This is a genomic window from Clostridium ihumii AP5 (genome assembly GCF_000612845.1).
Lineage (GTDB): Bacteria > Bacillota > Clostridia > Clostridiales > Clostridiaceae > Clostridium_J > Clostridium_J ihumii.
Map to the genome: position 1 here is coordinate 218,186 of NZ_CCAT010000062.1, position 17,223 is coordinate 235,408.

At 24.4% G+C, this 17,223-nt stretch carries 18 protein-coding genes; 16 read left to right on the plus strand and 2 right to left on the minus strand.

The features are described from left to right. The first annotated feature begins 197 nt into the window (after positions 1–197). From thiW to BN346_RS12240, 5 genes are all read left to right on the plus strand, one after another. On the plus strand, positions 198–716 hold the full coding sequence (gene thiW, locus BN346_RS12225) for an energy coupling factor transporter S component ThiW (RefSeq protein WP_040328922.1): 519 nt from the start codon (positions 198–200) through the stop codon (positions 714–716). A 36-nt stretch (positions 717–752) separates the two neighbouring features. Beyond that, positions 753–1,853 carry a site-2 protease family protein gene (locus BN346_RS12230; RefSeq protein ID WP_040328924.1) on the plus strand — a complete coding sequence of 367 codons (1,101 nt, stop codon included), beginning with the start codon at positions 753–755 and terminating at the stop codon, positions 1,851–1,853. 462 nt (positions 1,854–2,315) lie between these two features. Next, positions 2,316–2,486: a hypothetical protein gene (locus BN346_RS21695; protein ID WP_158644488.1), complete on the plus strand. Its 171-nt coding sequence runs from the start codon at positions 2,316–2,318 to the stop codon at positions 2,484–2,486. Positions 2,487–2,572: 86 nt separating this feature from the next. After that, the gene (locus BN346_RS12235) at positions 2,573–3,733 is read left to right on the plus strand and encodes a MerR family transcriptional regulator (protein ID WP_040328926.1); all 1,161 of its coding nucleotides are present in this window, start codon (positions 2,573–2,575) and stop codon (positions 3,731–3,733) included. Positions 3,734–4,180: 447 nt separating this feature from the next. Then, complete coding sequence (locus BN346_RS12240; RefSeq protein ID WP_040328928.1) at positions 4,181–5,050, plus strand: DegV family protein; 870 nt, start codon at positions 4,181–4,183, stop codon at positions 5,048–5,050. A 77-nt stretch (positions 5,051–5,127) separates the two neighbouring features. Here BN346_RS12240 and msrA read toward each other — a convergent pair whose 3' ends face one another. Next, positions 5,128–5,688, minus strand: coding sequence for a peptide-methionine (S)-S-oxide reductase MsrA (msrA, locus tag BN346_RS12245; protein WP_040328930.1), 561 nt, complete (start codon positions 5,686–5,688; stop codon positions 5,128–5,130). A gap of 309 nt (positions 5,689–5,997) precedes the next feature. Between msrA and BN346_RS21700 the strand changes: the two genes are divergently transcribed. Next, positions 5,998–6,159: a hypothetical protein gene (locus BN346_RS21700; protein ID WP_158644489.1), complete on the plus strand. Its 162-nt coding sequence runs from the start codon at positions 5,998–6,000 to the stop codon at positions 6,157–6,159. Between the two features lie 265 nt (positions 6,160–6,424). Further along, the gene (locus tag BN346_RS20610) at positions 6,425–7,198 is read left to right on the plus strand and encodes a DUF6398 domain-containing protein (protein ID WP_051540365.1); all 774 of its coding nucleotides are present in this window, start codon (positions 6,425–6,427) and stop codon (positions 7,196–7,198) included. Between the two features lie 45 nt (positions 7,199–7,243). On the opposite strand, the gene cobO is transcribed toward BN346_RS20610, so the two are convergent. Continuing rightward, complete coding sequence (gene cobO, locus BN346_RS12255) at positions 7,244–7,759, minus strand: cob(I)yrinic acid a,c-diamide adenosyltransferase (protein ID WP_040328932.1); 516 nt, start codon at positions 7,757–7,759, stop codon at positions 7,244–7,246. A 161-nt stretch (positions 7,760–7,920) separates the two neighbouring features. On the opposite strand from cobO, the gene BN346_RS12260 reads away from it, so the two are divergent. From BN346_RS12260 to BN346_RS12295, 9 genes are all read left to right on the plus strand, one after another. Beyond that, positions 7,921–8,634 (plus strand): LptM family lipoprotein, encoded by a 714-nt coding sequence (locus BN346_RS12260; protein ID WP_040328933.1) that lies wholly within the window; start codon positions 7,921–7,923, stop codon positions 8,632–8,634. 84 nt (positions 8,635–8,718) lie between these two features. After that, positions 8,719–9,264, plus strand: a complete 546-nt coding sequence (locus BN346_RS12265; protein ID WP_040328934.1) for a GNAT family N-acetyltransferase — start codon at positions 8,719–8,721, stop codon at positions 9,262–9,264. Between the two features lie 24 nt (positions 9,265–9,288). After that, entirely contained in the window at positions 9,289–9,588 is a 300-nt protein-coding gene (locus BN346_RS12270; RefSeq protein WP_040328935.1) for a hypothetical protein, read from the plus strand. 236 nt (positions 9,589–9,824) lie between these two features. Next, entirely contained in the window at positions 9,825–11,840 is a 2,016-nt protein-coding gene (locus tag BN346_RS12275; RefSeq protein WP_051540367.1) for a methyl-accepting chemotaxis protein, read from the plus strand. Positions 11,841–11,976: 136 nt separating this feature from the next. Next, complete coding sequence (locus BN346_RS12280; protein WP_040328938.1) at positions 11,977–12,894, plus strand: glycoside hydrolase family 73 protein; 918 nt, start codon at positions 11,977–11,979, stop codon at positions 12,892–12,894. Between the two features lie 24 nt (positions 12,895–12,918). Continuing rightward, positions 12,919–13,077, plus strand: coding sequence for a hypothetical protein (locus BN346_RS21705; protein ID WP_158644490.1), 159 nt, complete (start codon positions 12,919–12,921; stop codon positions 13,075–13,077). Positions 13,078–13,241: 164 nt separating this feature from the next. Continuing rightward, positions 13,242–14,528 carry a 2-hydroxyacyl-CoA dehydratase subunit D gene (locus tag BN346_RS12285; RefSeq protein ID WP_040328940.1) on the plus strand — a complete coding sequence of 429 codons (1,287 nt, stop codon included), beginning with the start codon at positions 13,242–13,244 and terminating at the stop codon, positions 14,526–14,528. Then, a complete protein-coding gene (locus BN346_RS12290) occupies positions 14,509–16,158 on the plus strand; it encodes an acyl-CoA dehydratase activase (RefSeq protein WP_040328941.1) in 1,650 nt (549 codons plus the stop codon). The genes BN346_RS12285 and BN346_RS12290 overlap by 20 nt, the downstream gene beginning before the upstream one ends. A gap of 79 nt (positions 16,159–16,237) precedes the next feature. Then, positions 16,238–17,170, plus strand: a complete 933-nt coding sequence (locus BN346_RS12295; protein WP_051540369.1) for a CPBP family intramembrane glutamic endopeptidase — start codon at positions 16,238–16,240, stop codon at positions 17,168–17,170. Positions 17,171–17,223: the final 53 nt, after the last annotated feature.

The following is a 17,223-nucleotide window of genomic DNA, read 5'->3' on the forward strand; positions in this document are numbered from 1 at the left end:
TTTTATTTTTTATATAGAAAATTATGGCCTTATAAAATAATCAAAAAATTCAAAAGGTCATTATTTTACATAGATAACATATGTTTTTATAAAAAATATAGTAGTATATCCTATATAAATAATTAAATAACATAAAAATACTTAAATATGTATTATAATGTATTTAGAATAAGTTTAGTCATATGGAGGTGATATTTATGAAAAAAAATACTAATAAAACTAAAAGAATTGTTTTAAGTGCTATGTTAATAGCTATTGGAATAGTTGGATCTACTTTATTTATACCATTCGTAGGTGGTAAAATATTTTTTATGCAACATTTTTTAAATGTTATTGGAGCGGTTTTACTAGGCCCTCTATATACAGTAATTAATGCGTTTTGCATATCATTAATAAGAAATATTATGGGAACAGGTTCTCTTTTAGCCTTTCCAGGTAGTATGATAGGTGCGTTTTTAAGTGCAATTATTTATAAAAGAATTAATAAATATTATTGTGCAGTTATAGGTGAAATTATAGGAACAGGTATTATAGGGGCGATGGCATGTTATCCAATAGCTTCAGTATTACTTGGAAAAGAAGCTGCAATATTTACATATGTAATGCCATTTTTACTTAGTTCAATTAGTGGTTCAATTTTGGCACTTATAGTGCTTAAAGTACCTATATTTGAAAAAGTAATAAAAAAACAAAAAATTGAAATTAAATCAATGTAGATTAATTCTAAAAACTTAAATTAAGGAGGATGAATTTTGAATAAGAAGAAATATAGTACGGTGATGCCTATAGTAATTATAACTATTATGAGCTTTTTCATAGGTGCATACACTGGTAAGTTACTTAAAGTAAAAGATATTTCACCTTTTATTTTATTCCCAGTTGTAATTGTAAGTATTTTTATATCGTTATTTATACAAGTAATAATTCATGAAATAGGACATGCGATACTTGGAATCATAGCAGGATATGAATTTAAAGAAATTAAAATTTTAAACTTTAAGATTTTTAAAAAAGATGGAAAGTTAAAATTTGAGAAGAATAATGAATTAAAAGGTTCTGCATATGGTGGACAAACCGTATTAAATATAACAAAAGATAATTTTGAAAAGACAAAGATGATAAAACTACTTGTAGGTGGTGGATTATTTAATGTAATATTTTCAATAATTACTTTTGTTATAGCTATGTTTGTAGAAAATCAATATATAAAAATTTTTTGTTCCATAAATGTTATCATTGGTATTTATCTGTTTATTATGAATCTAATGATATTCAAATCTAAATATCTTATAAATGATGGATATTGGATATATTCTTTGATTAAGGATACTAATGGTGTAAGTTTATTGGAAATAGATGTTGTAAGTGATGATTTAGAACCAAAAGATTTTGACAAAAATTATTTATATAATGATAAAATTGATGGTGTTTCAGAATATTGTAATGTTGCTATGGATTATTATAGATATTTAAATAATTTAGATTTAGGGGATATAGATAGTGCCAAGAAAAGTATTGAAAATGTCATAAGTTTTGATAAGAAATATGATATAACACCATTAGTAGGAAATATGTTTACTTTTACTCATGATATTTTCTATTATTACTTAATTATAGAAAAAGATTTAGAGAAAGCTAAAACCTACTATAATGTTAACAAAAATATGATAAAAAGTAGTGATGCAATTACAAAAGCAAGAGCTTTGGTATCATATGAATTACTAATTGAAAATGATAAAGAAGCTGCTATGAGCATATATGAATCAGAAATGAAAAGAATAGAAGACAGGAAAGAGCAAGGAATGATAAGATTTGAAAAGAAAACTATAGAAAGCTTGTTAAATCTTTATTAAATCAATTTACAATAAAAGTGTTTAAGTTAGTTTGCAATTTAAACACTTTTTTATGTTTTATTTCACTAACTTTTCATTCTTACTTCTTACTTTGTTCATAATATAAAAATAGAATAATATTTAAGCTTAGGAATATCATTTGATAAAGATGCTATTTGAACTTGGAACCCTATAGATGGGTTATCATAAAGGAAATTTAGTTAGAAAATTTAAAATTATTAATTTAAATAGTAACCATTAAAAATTTTTATAAAAAAGTTAGTAGAATTTTTGTCAATTAACTGAAAATTGATGTATAATATAAGTATACTAATAAATAATATAAAATTTAAAACTTATGTAAACCTTAAAATATAATGTAAGGACATATTTATTATAAATTTATAAGTCATATTTAAAGATAAATAAGTTTAGAAAAAACATTTTGAAAGCTAAATTTATTTATGAAAGGGTGATTAGATTATGAATTCTACAAAAAAAGATCTTATAATATCATTTATTATATGGATACTTATAGTAATAACACTACCAAGTGAGGCTACAAATAAATTTTTATTATATTCAATAGTAGCTGGACTTACATGTTTAGTAACTTTAAAGTTTCAAAGATTTATGAGTTTAAGAAGATCTTAAAATTAGAATCACTTTAAAAAGTTTAAAATATTTGTTGACTCTGACCTAAGGTGTTAGATTATTATAATTTTTGAGGGGGTGATTTCTTGAAAATTAGTGAATTTGCTAAAAAGTCAGGGGTAACTGTAAAGACATTAATACACTATGAAAAAATAGGTCTTTTAAATCCAAGTGATAAAACAGAAGCAGGATATAGAATTTATACTGAAAAAGATTTTTTAACACTTCAACAAATAATTACTTTAAAATTTATAGGACTTTCTTTGAATGAAATAAAAAATATTTTATATAATAATGAAGAAAATATAGAAGAGATGATTAAGTTTCAAAAGGAAGCCCTAGAAGAAAAAAGAAGACATTTAGATACAGTTATAGAAGTATTTTTAAAGGCTGAAGATAAAATTAGAAATACTGGACTTTTAGAAGTTGAAAATCTCATTGATATAATCAAGATAACAAATATAGAAAATAAGGTTAAAAAACAATACGAAAATTCAGAAAATTTTAAAAATAGACTTAGTCTTCATAGCTATAATATTAATAAAACACCATGGAATAGTTGGTGTTTTGCAAATATTGTTTTTAAAAATAATATGAAAGTATTAGAAATTGGTTGTGGTACAGGTAAATTTTGGAGTGAAAACCAAGGAAATTTAAATAAAGATATAGAAATAGTACTATCAGATTATTCAAAAGGTATGTTGGACACTACTAGGGAAAACTTAATCAATTTGAATAGAAATTTTATATATAATAATTTTAATGCAGAACATATACCATATGATGATGATAGTTTTGATATAATAATAGCGCAACATATGTTATATTTAATTCCTAATATAGATAAAGCTTTGTCAGAAATTAAAAGAGTTTTAAAAAAAGATGGAACATTTTATGTAACTACAAATTCTTGTGAAGCAATGAAAGAGCTAAATTCGCTAGTAGAAAAATTTGATGCATCTATGGGACTTCATAGTAATGGAATGTGTGAAAGATTTAATTTAGAAAATGGAAAAGATATTTTAAAAAATCATTTTAAAGATACAGATGTTAAAGTTTTGAAAGGGAAAATTATAACTTCTGATGTAGAGGCAGTAGTTTCATATAAATCATCTAGTATAAAAGGTACAGAAATTTTAAAAGGCAATAAGAAGAAGGAATTTACAGAATATATAAGGAGTTATGTGGACAAAAATGGGACTTTAGAAATAACTACTAAAGCAGGAATGTTTATATGTAAGAAATAAGAAAGGATGAGTTTATTCATCCTTTCTTTATTTTTAGTATATATTAGTTATAAAAGTTCAAAAATTCAATTATTCTTATTTCAGTGATAAATATAGATATAAAATATTGTACAAGAATTAATAATGAAATATAAAACTGATGAAAACAATTCTTAGCTAGTCTCGCTTTTGAGGGTGTCCAAGTTTTGAAAGTAATAAATTAAAAGATGAAATTTGAACCATATAGTTTTTAGATTTTTTTATTCTTAAATATTATAAAAAATAAATTTAAAGGAAAATATATGTTTAAATCAATGTAATTATTATAATAAAAGCGAAAAAGAAAGCTAATCAAATAATTTGAATAAAGAATAATTTGATTGTCAAAATAAAATAACATATAATTAATTCATAGTAAATTTTAAAATAATGAATCATAACTCATGTGAGTTTTAGGAGGATTTTTAAATGAAAATAAAATTAATAACAGATTCAGCAAGTGATTTACCATTAGAATTTGTAAAAGATAACGATATAGATTTTGTGCCTCTAGGAGTAAATATAGATGGAAATTTTATTTTGGATGATTTAGGTGAAAATTTTAAAATGGATGAATTTTATAGTTTAATTAGACAAGGTAAAATGCCATCAACATCTCAAGCGAATGTATTTGCATTTGAAGAAATTTTTGAAAAGTATGTAAAAGAAGGATATAAGATAATATATATAGGTTTATCTAGTGCTTTAAGTGGAACTTTTAATAGTTCGGTAATTGCTAGAAATAGTGTATTAGAAAAATATAATGATGCAGATATATCGGTAATTGATTCTAAAAGTGTATCATTAGGAGAAGGACTTCTTGTTTATAAAGCATGTGAATTAATAAATAAAGGGCTAGATAAAGAGGAAATAGTTAAATTTATAGAAAATATTAAAGAAAAAGTTATACATTCAATTGTTGTTGATGATTTAGCTCATTTAAAAAGAGGTGGACGTATATCAGGTGCTACGGCTACAGTAGGTTCAATTTTAAATATTAAACCTACATTAACTCTTGATAATGAAGGAAAGGTAGTTGTAAAATCTAAAATTAAAGGAAAAAAGAAAGCAATAAAATACTTAGCTTCAGAAATTAAAGATAATGCTATAGATTTAGAAAATCAGACTATATTTATTTGCCATGCTGATTGTTTGACGGAGGCAGAAGAATTAAAGAATATAATTTTAGAAGAAAGTACTGTAAAAGATGTAATAATTAATTCAATAGGTGTAGTAATTGGAACACATGGAGGACCAGGAACTTTAGCAGCTGTATTTATAGGAAAAGAAAGAATTTAAGTTTTCATAAATAAACTATTACATAATTTATAAAGTGGATGTTTTGACTATGATAGAAGCGTGATAAAAATACGCTTCTATTTGTATATACTATAATAATCTTCGCCCCAATATTCTTTTATAAATTCATCTCTTCCTGATTTAGTACGATCTTTTTTATATTCCACTTCATTTTTTATATAAAAATTTTGATGATATTCTTCAGCATTATAAAATTTAGAAAATGGAAGAATTTTAGTTACAATAGGTTTTTTAAATCTTTTTGAATTTTCAAGAGTTATTTTAGAATTTTCAGCTAAAGTTTTTTGATTTTTAGATGTATAAAATATGGCAGATCTATAAGATGAGCCTCTATCTTGAAATTGTCCTTCATCATCAGTTGGATCAATTTGGCGCCAAAAGGCATCTAATAGTTTTTCATATGAAATAATTTTAGGATTATACAAAATTTTAATAGCTTCATAATGGCCAGAAACTTGAGACTTTACATCTTTATATGTTGGGTTTTCAAGAATGCCACCAGTATAACCAGATATAACTTCTATAATTCCATCTAAAACATCAAAGGGAGAAACCATACACCAAAAGCATCCACCAGCAAAAACAGCAATTTCATAGTTATTACTTAATTTATTCATAAAATCATATCCTTTCAAATTCATAAAATATACATTTATAATAACATGATAATGAATGTATATATACTTATTTTGTTAAATTTATAGTAGTATTTATAAAAATTTGATTATATAAAGTTTAGCTAGAATTAATGCAAGAATATATTCAAAAACTTTCTTATTATGACAGTTTGAACAATTTTTATAGTAGAATTTATCTTAAAATGTAGCAAATATGTATATATTACATAAATTAAATTAGTAGGAAAATGATTTTAAAAAAATATTAAATTCATATATACATGATATTGGTATAGGGGGCGAAACTTCATGGATGAAAAAAGATTAGCTTTAAGTAGAAAAAGTGGAGAGATAACTAATTTATTGTATGCAATGATGTGTGTTGAAAGTGAAGATGAAAAACGTAAAATTTCTGAAAAAATAGATAAAGCTAAAATTGAATATGAAAATTTAAAAAAAGATGTTGAATAAATTAGAAGAAGATGCTTAAAAGATGGCATCTTCTTTTAATATTACAAGTTAATTAAATAAATATAAATTTTTATATAAAAATGTACTAAATATATTTTGGATACATATATGAATAAATTCATACTTTAAGGTTGATAATGTAGATGATTTTGAAATATAATTTATATATTAGATAAATTTATTGACTTTAAAGAGTATTAATAATATTATAAGTAAATTAAATGAGTTTAAAGCAATTAGTTATTTTCAAAAGGAGAATTAAGTTATGTCAGTTATACCAAAAGAAATTGAAGATAGATATTATAATATAATAGATTTAATAAAAAGTTTTTGTGATAGTTATTTAAATGATGAATATAAAAAACTTTGTATTAATTTATGTGAAGAAGTATGTAGAAAAAATCCTAAAGGAATTAGCAGAGGGAAAATAGATGTTTGGGCACCCTCTATAATACATGTAGTTGGTAAAGTTAACTTTTTATTTGATCCAAGCGAAGCAATACATATAAAAGCTAAAGATTTATATTCTTATTTTAAGGTTAGTGGAAGTTCTGTATCTTCTAAGTCTAATAATATATCAGATTTACTGGATATAACACCTTTAGACTTAAAGTGGACTATTCCTAGTAATTTAAGCAAAAACCCTTTAACTTGGCTTGTAAATTTGGATGGTTTTATAACCGATATAAGATATGTACCAAAAGAAATTCAAGAGAAAGCATTAAAAGATGGAATTATATCACATATACCAGAAGAGAAAGATATTAATAATGACGATATTACAATAGATATTGATGATGATGAGATTGATATAGAAAATTTATCAAGTGAAGATATAGAAGAATTCTTAGAATTAAATTCTCTTATAGAAATGCTAGATAATAATAATTTAGACAATATAATTAATAAGTGTCATTTATCTAAGATAAACAATTTAAGAGATATGGAAGAGATGTTAGATACATTAGAAGCAGAAGATGATGAATATGTTCCAATGCCTAAGTGCAAGATAATACCATTTCCCAGTAAGAAAAATTAAATTTATAAAAAATATAAAGTGCTAGAGTTTCTAGCACTTTATATTTTATTTATCTATCCCATTTCTTGAAAGTACACCCTTATAATAATAATGTTTAACTTCAGTCATATCTGTAACAAGATCTGCTAAATCAATTAACTCATCGGGTGCATATCTACCTGTTATTATAATTTCAGTATTTTCAGGTTTAAATTTTAAAACATTTAGTACATCATCTAATGTGAATAATTTAAAATACATTGCAATTGTAAGTTCATCTAGAACAACAACATCATAGGTATTATTTATAAGTATTTCTTTTATTTTAGATAAGCCTTCTTTAGCACTATCTATATCTTCTTGTTCTGGAGCTTTTGATATAAAACATCCTCTTCCAAATTGTTCGAATTTTATATTAGGCAAATAGTTTTCACAGTTTACTTCATTATATTTCATACCTTTAACAAATTGACCAAAGTATACTTTTTTCCCGGCACAAACAGCTCTCACAGCAAGTCCAACCGCTGCAGTAGTTTTTCCTTTTCCGTTTCCTGTGTATACATGAATATAACCTTTTTCCATAGTAAATCATCTCCAATAAAATATGTTATAGTATAATTTTACTTTATATGAGATTTATTGTCTATAATATTAATATGGAATACTTGCAATATAAAATTATATTGACAAAAATTCAAGTATAATTAATAATAAACTATAAATTTAAATATGAGGAGAGATAAATGAAAAAAATTAGAGTTTTAATTCTAGCTATTTTTTTAACTATTTTTTTAGTAGGATGTGGAAAGGTAAATTTAACTACAGTAACAGAAATAAATAAAGATGGTACTGGATTTATTATGGGAAAAATAAAATATGATAAGTATGTAAGCAAAGTTATAGATCCTATATTATCAAATGAAAAAGATATATCATCTCAAGGGTTTCAAGTTAAGAGATATGATGAAGATAATATGAAAGTAATAGAATACAAATATACTTTGTTTAATTTTGAAAAAGTACACAATAGAGAGAATATAAAACAGTATATAGATTTACAAGAGAAAATAATCCCAGGTATATTAAAGAATAAAGTAGCATTAAATATAAAAGTTAATAAAAATATATTAAAAGATGCATTAGCTCAAGTATCTAAGGATAATTATAATTTATTTACAAGTCAAGTAAGCAAAGTTATAAAAGATATAGATTATGAAAATGTAATAAAAGTTCCAGGTGCTATACTAGAAAGCAATTCTACAGAAATTGTTGATTCAAACACTGCTAAATGGAAGTATAAGCTAAGTGATATAGAAGATGGCACCGAGATGACCATTGTTTATGAACAACCTCAGTATCCATATATAATTTTACTCTATTTAGCAGTCATTATTATATTAATAGCTATCGTTAGTTACGTATATATAAGAAAGAAACATGATAAAAAGACTTGTTAATTGCAGGTCTTTTTTTACTTTTAATGATATATTAGAAAACATATAATGTATAATATGTAATATATGTAAAAGGAGGGATTTAATATGAAGAGTTATCAAACGAATAGATTAATTTTAAAAGTTTTAGATGATTCAAATAGTTGTATTGTTACAGAATACATAAATAGAAATGTAGATTTTTTTAGTGATTTTGAACCATTGAGAGATAAAAAGTTTTATACTGAAAATTTTCAGAAAACTCAATTAAAAACTGATTTGAAATTTATTCAAGATAAGTTAATGTTAAAGTTATGGATATTTAAAAAGGAAGATTTAAATAAAATAATAGGAGAAATTACATTTTATAATATAGTTCCATTTGCATTTTTATCTTGTCATGTTGTATATAAGTTAGATAAAGATGAAACAAATAAAGGATATATGACTGAAGCCTTAAAAAAAGGCATAGAAATTATGTTTAATGAGTATGGTATGCATAGAATAGAGGCTTATATACGTGAAGAAAACACTTCATCTTTAAATTTATGCAAAAGATTAAACTTCATAAATGAAGGAATAGCACATAATTTTTTAGAGGTAAATGGTGAATGGAAAGATCATGTTAGAATGGCTTTAATTAATGATATATAAAGAATTATAAGTGTGGGGGAGTTTATGTTAACAAAGATAATTTCATCAATAGTAATTATAATTAGTATGGGGGTATGTTATACATTGAAAAATAATGAGCTTTTAGAAGTTTGTCTTTTAGGAGTTAATCCTATAATCTTTTTGACACAAGGAGTTTATATATCTAGAAATACTAAAAATGGACTAATTAGTCTAATTTTATCTATGACAACATATATTATGTTATCTTATTTTTTAAAATTAGAGTTTATAAGATATTTAATTTTTTATTTAGTTATTTTAGTTATAGCTTTTATATGTAAGAAAGATATTAAAATTAATTAATATTAACAAAAACTTAATAAAGTATAGTTCTATAAATACGAAGGTTAAAAAGATATATGTAATTTTAGAATTTCAAAAATTTGTTATAATGGAGTGTGATATATAATTAATAAGGAATGGTAATTATTATAATAATAAATTTATATTATGAAAAATTAAAGTAACCGATTATTATAAGTTTTATTATATGTATTAATTTTACATAAGAAAAGATATTTAACATTGAGGTGAAAAATTTGAAAAACAAAAGATTAACACTTAGAAAAGAAATTATAAGAATGGCAATGATTGTTTCTATAATACCTATTATATTAGTAAATGTTATAACATTGTATTCTGTAAGAAATAATGTAAAAAATGAAATTGAGAATGCAAGTCTTTATGAATTAAATGTTATAAATGAATCAATAAGTTCATTTTATAATTCAGTAAAACAAGACTTAAACTTTTTAACTGATGATGCAAATGCTAAAGGATCATTAGAAAATAAATTTAATGAAAGAAGCTGGTTTGAAAAAACACTTGCTAGCTATTTAAAAAATAGGGAACACATTTTATCAGTATACATAGCATTAGAAGATGGATATATAGTAGATTTACCTGATAATTTTGCAATTAAAAATAATTTTGATTTTAAATCAACTAAATGGTATCAAGATGCAATAAACAATAAAGATTCTGTATGTTTAACTGATCCATATAAAGATAATATAACAGGAAAATTTGTAACAACATATTCAAAAGCAATTATAGGTAATAGTGGAAATGTTATAGGTGTAATAGCTATAGATCAAGATATAGATAATTTAAATGAAAAACTTGATACAGGATCAGAAGAATTTAAATCCATGCTTATTTCTAGAGAAGGGTTAATTGTTTCTGCTACTGACAATGAATTTATAGGAAGTGATTCAAGTGAAAAACCTTGGATAAATGAATTGTTATCTATAGAAAATAACAGTTTAGAAACTGTATCTATTGATGGAACAAATTATGTGGTTTCAACACAAAAACTTAATACCTCTAATTTAATTTTAGTTAATATGACAACTAATAGATACATATTAGATAAAGAAATTAGTCAAATAGCACCATTTGCTATATTATTTGTCCTAATTTTGATAATTGTTTTTATAGTATCAAGAAAGATTTCTTCAGGAATATCAAAAGGAATTTCAGATTCTGTTCATATACTTGAAAAAATTAAAGATGGTGACTTTACAGAAAAAGCAGAAGTAAATAGTAAATATAATGTAGAGGTTTTAGCTATAGTTGAAGCAGTAAATTTACTTATAGATGATATGGCTAATGTACTGAATGGTGTAAAAGCATCATCTAATGAAGTTAAAGCTGGTGCAGAAAATTTATATTCTATAATGCTTGAATCTAGTGAAAGAAGTGAAGAGGTTGCAAATGCAGTTCAACAAATTTCACAAGGAGCAAATGAGCAAGCTGAAAGATTAGATGAAAGTGTAAGAAATACACAAATGTTTGGTGTGGAATTAGATAAATCATTACTAAGTGCTAAAAATATGCTAAGCATTTCAGAAAAAGTTGAAGATGCTTCAATTGAGGGTACTTCAGCAATAAATACTTTAATAAATAATTATACAAAGAATGAAAAATCTAATAATCATATAGCAAGTAAAATAGAAAATTTAAAACAAAATTCAAATGAAATAGGTAAAATAATAGATGTAATTGAATCTATAGCAGAAGAAACAAATTTACTATCGTTAAATGCAAGTATAGAGGCTGCAAGAGCTGGTGAACAAGGAAGAGGCTTTGCAGTTGTAGCAGAAGAAGTTAGAAAACTTGCAGATCAATGTGCTCATTCAGCTAAAGATATATATGCAGTAATTGAAAAAATTAAAAATGATATAGTATCACTTAATAAGGAAATGGAGAGTAATAAATCACTTAACGAGGTTACAAATGAAAGTGTAAGAATAACAGAAGATAAATTTAACTTAATTGTTTCAAACATTAAAGAACTTAAAGAAAGCATAGTAGAAGTGGATAGTTCATTATTAAGTATTGAAACAAGTAAAGATGATTTAAGTAAAAAAATATTAGAAGTATCATCCATTTCTGAGGAAACAGCAGCCACATCTGAAGAAGTTAGTGCTTCATCTGATGAACAAGCTAGAGGAATTGATGAAGTTTCAAGTGAAGCTATGAAATTAAAAGAGTATGCAGAGTATTTAAATTCATTAATTGAAAAGTTTAATATAGAAGATACTACAACTTAATTAGATGAGTTTAACAAAAATTAAGTATTGATGAGAAGTGAGTTTACTAAAAGTGAACTCACTTTTTAACTTGGACAAATAGGTATAAGGTGATATATTTATATATAGGTTAATTTTGTAAAAACGAGGTGAACAGATGAAAAAAATATTTAAAATTATATTATTAGTAATTAGTATAGTTTTAATAATGATTACTTTTTTATTTTTTTATAATTTTGGTATAAATAAAAGTATAAACATGAATAATTTAGATATGAAACATTACATGGATATGGCAGATAAGATAGGAGATAAGAAAGTTCAATTAGATTGGAAACAAATTGCAGCTATAGCAGCAGTACAAAATAAAAATAGTTTTAATTCCATAGATGATAAGGTTACAACTAAAATAGGTAAAACTTTTATTATAACGTACAGAGGTGAATATAAGATTCTTCCTTTAAAAAGTGTAATGGAGAAGTTAAACTTTGATAATAATCAAAAAAGAAAAGTACATAAATATATAGAAAAATTAGGTAAATATCAATTGGAAATGCTAAAAGAAGAAAAAGAAGATAAAAATTTATCACATGAATTAAAATTTATAAATAAAATAAAAGAAGATGCAATTAAAAATTATAATACATATGGGGTACTTCCATCTATAACAATAGCTCAAGCTATATTAGAATCTGACTTTGGTAGATCTGAACTTTCTGTAAAGGGAAATAATTTGTTTGGAATTAAAGCAGATGCAAATTATAAGGGAGATTATATAAGTTTTAAAACACAAGAGTTTCATAATACAATAATTAATGCTAACTTTAGAAAATACAAAAGTATAGACGAATCAATAAAAGATCATGGTGAATTCTTAGTTGTAAATTCAAGATATAAAGAAAATGGACTATTTGAAGCAAAAACATATATAACTCAAGCACAAGCACTAGAAAATGCAGGATATAGTACTGCTGAAAATGAATTTGGTGAAAAAATTTATGCAGATATTTTAATTGAACTTATAAGAGAATATAGTCTTCAAAATATAGATAGTATAGTGCAAACCAAAGAATAATTGTATGTTAAGGGGTGTTAATAGATGTTTAAGAAAAATAGAAAATTAGGTGTAGATACAAATCTTAAATTAAAAAACAATGGAATGATATTTACTGTTATTGGAGAAAACTTTAAATTCAAATTAAAAAAGATACAAAGGAAAAATACTTGTATAAAAAAAATGTTATACATAAAAAAATAGATAAAAAGTATCAGCAAAAGATTATTAAAATCATTGCTGATACTTTTTATTTTAAAATAAATCAATGCAATAGTATTTAGAATAATTTTAAAATTTCAAATTATGTGTTAAAATATAAATTATTACCAACAATTGAATGAAAATAAAACTAAGGTGGTGTGCATGTGGATTTATTTAACTTATATAGTGATTTAGTTTGTAAGAATATAGAATATAAGCCTAATGTAAGTTTTAATCTTCTTAAAGCTGGTTATTGGCTAGAGGGAAATGTTTTAAGTAAATTTAAAGAAAAAGATTTTTTGAATTCGCAGAAGTATTTATCTAAAATATCTATGGATTTTGTATTAGAGCCAATGCAGCATTCTAGTAATTCGGCATTGGTTAATATATTTACACCCTGTGAATTTTTACATGCAATGAACATATATCCACAATTTATAGAGGCATTTTCATCTTATTTATCAGGAGCAGGTTGTGAAAGTGCATTTATAGATTTTGCAGAAAAAGAAGGAATTAGTGATAACTTTTGCTCATATCATAAAGCTTTTTTAGGTGCAGCTACTTCAAAAGTTTTGCCAGCACCTAAATGTGCAATAACAACTTCACTTGCTTGTGATGCCAATATAAATACTTTTAGGGCAATATCTAAAGAGTGTGGAATAAATAAATATGTAATAGATGTTCCTTATGAATACTCTAAAGATGCTGAAGAATATGTAGAAATGCAACTTAAAGAAATGGTATCTTTTTTAGAAGACAATTTTAATAGAAAACTTAATGAAGATAATCTAAAAAAGATTATTTTAAATGAAAATAAATCTATAGATTATTATAAGAAATTTTTAGATAAATTAGCATATAAATATTATCCTAATACACTAACATTAGAAATGTATAGAATTTTTGCAACACATGCTTTTTTAGGACATGATAAAGTTTTAGAATATTATCGTTTTTTATTAGAGGATATTGATAAATGTAGAGAGGTAGAAGGAAATAGAATTTTATGGACACATTTAATTCCATTTTACTCTGAGCCGTTAAGAGAAATTTTTAACTTGAATGAAGATAATCAATTAGTTATTTGTGATTTTAATTTTGATTCACTTATAGAATTAGATGTGGACAATCCTTATAAGAGCATAGCTAAAAAATTAATTTTAAATCATTTTAATGGTGGATATGATAGAAAAGTAGATAACATACTAAAAATGTGCAATAAATTAAGAATAGATGGAGTAGTACATTTATGTCATGTAGGATGTAAACAGTCCTTTGGAGGTGCTTATATTCTAAAAGAAAAATTAGAAAGTAACAATATTAAAACACTTATAATTGATGGTGATGGTATTGATAAAAGAAATGGTAACGATGAGCAAATCAGAACTAGAATGGAAGCATTTTTAGACATAGTAGAAAAGGAGAAAAGACATGATAGGATATGTTTGTAAATATACTCCTAAAGAACTTTTTAAGGGTTTTGATGAAGAGGGAATAAAAATAGATTTTGAAGTGGAAAACTTTGATGTGGCTCATAGTGTAACTCATAATAATCTATGTAGTTATTGTAAGACTATACTTGAAAATGTTAAGAAAATGAATATAGATGAAGTATTACTTATAAATTGTTGTGATTCATTAAGGAGAGTTAAGGATATATTATGCAAAGATGAAAAAATTAAATTTTGTTACATTATTGATATTCCGAGAAAAGTAACACCTTTTTCAATACAAATATTTAAAAATGAACTTTTAAAATTTATAATCTCATATGAAAATTACTCATCAAAAACTTTTGATTTAGAAAAGTTTAAAGAGAGTTTTAGTGTAGAAAAAGAGGAAAAGAGTGACTCTAATTATATAAGTGTATTAGGAGGACGTATGAGTCCTAATCTTTATGAAGAGATAAAGAAAATATCGTCATTACCAGTAAAAAACTGTAGTTGTACAGGCTATAAGAATAAATTTTCAAATTGTTATAAAGATTTAAATTTATTAGATGATGTTATGGAAATATACGCAAGTGATTTACTAAATCAAATGTCTTGTATGAGAATGGAAAACATAGAAAATAGAAAAACACTAATTAAAGATGATAAGTTAAAGGGAATAATATACAACACTATTAAGTTTTGTGATTATTATGGTTTTGAATATGCGGATTTAAAAGATAAAGTTACAGTGCCTATGGTTAAAATTGAATCAGATTATACTAAAGGTAATTCAGAACAAATGAAAACTAGAATTGAAGCACTTTTAGAGGAAATAAATGATTCAAAAACTAAAACTAAAAAAGATAATAAAAGTGGACAGTTTGTTGCAGGAATAGATAGTGGATCTACATCCACTAATGTGGTTATATTGAATGAGAATAAAAAGATAATATCTTATTCAATTGTTAAAACAGGTGCCAAGTCTATAGAAGGAGCATATAAGGCATTAGAAGAAGCTTTATATAAAGCAGCTTTAAAAAAAGATGACCTAAAACTTATAATATCTACAGGGTATGGAAGAATTTCTATTCCTTTTGCAAATAAAAAATTAACAGAAATAACTTGTCATGGAAAAGGGGCAAATTTTTTAAATAAAGATATAAGAACAGTAATAGACATAGGTGGTCAAGATAGTAAGGTAATTAGAATAGATGAAAATGGAGATGTAAAAGACTTTGTAATGAATGATAAATGTGCTGCTGGAACAGGACGATTTTTAGAGATGATGGCTAAAACATTAGAGTTAGGATTAAAAGATATGAGCAAATTAGGATTAGAATATACTAATGATGTAACTATTTCTAGTATGTGTACTGTATTTGCAGAATCAGAAGTTATAGGATTAATTGCACAAAATGAAGAAATAGAAAATATTGTGCATGGAATTAATAAAGCTGTAGCATCTAAAGTATTGTCACTTGTAAATAGGGTAGGAAAAAATGATAAGTTTATGATAACAGGTGGAGTGTCTAAAAATAGAGGAGTAGTAAAAGAAATAGAAAAATCTTTAAGTACTAAGATAATTGTACCAGAAGAAGGGCAAATATGTGGAGCGTTGGGTGCCGCCTTATTTGCATTAGAAGAATAGAAACTATATAAATCACTAATAAACTATAAAAAGTAATCATAGTATTTTAATGAAATGATTTTAATAAGAGGGGGGCAAAATGATTTTAAAAGATGAAAAATTATTTTTAGAAACAAGACAAAGCAAGAAATTACCTAATTTTATTTTAGCAGTAATTTTAGCTTATACATTTGTATTTGTAGGTCAATTTATTGGAGGTATAATTCTTCATATACTTTTTAGTTTGGATTTAGGATGGGATTTTAATAATGCATTACTGATGCAATTTTTAAATCTTACTATAGGTTTTGTATTTATTATTATTTTAGTATTTTTAGTAGTTAAATTCATAGGGAAAAGAAGTGTTACTACTATGGGACTAAAAAAAGAAAATTTACTATTAAATTATTTAAGAGGATTTGGAGTTGGAATACTACTTATGAGTGCAGTTGTAGCACTTTTATATTTGGCAGGATGTGTTGAAATAGAAAAAAATGTTCTTCAACCTGTAGGTAAATTTGCTATTTTAAATGTTCTAATTATTTTACCAGGATGGATAATTCAAAGTGCAGCAGAAGAAATTGTTACAAGAGGATGGCTCATGAATGTTTTAGGTGCTAGATATAATGGCGTTATAGCACTTATAGTTTCAGCATCACTTTTTGGATTATTACATTTAGGAAATCCCAATATTAGTTTTATAGCAATATTAAATATAATATTATCAGGACTTTTATTTGGATTATATGTTATAAAAACAAAGGATTTATGGGGTGCTTGTGGAATTCATGCAGCCTGGAATTTTGCACAAGGAAATATTTTTGGATTTGAAGTAAGTGGACTTCCAATGAAAGCTGGTTCAATTATAGATTTAAGATTAGTAGGAAATGATATGTTTTCAGGAGGTATCTTTGGACCAGAAGCTGGATTAGCAGGAACTATAGTATTAGGAGTTTCAATATTGGTACTTATATATATGATAAAAAAGGAAAAAGAAACATTATCAAATAGTAAAATTACAATGTTTAAATAAATATATATTTTTTTAATAGAAAAAATTGACAAAAATATGTAAAAATGATACAA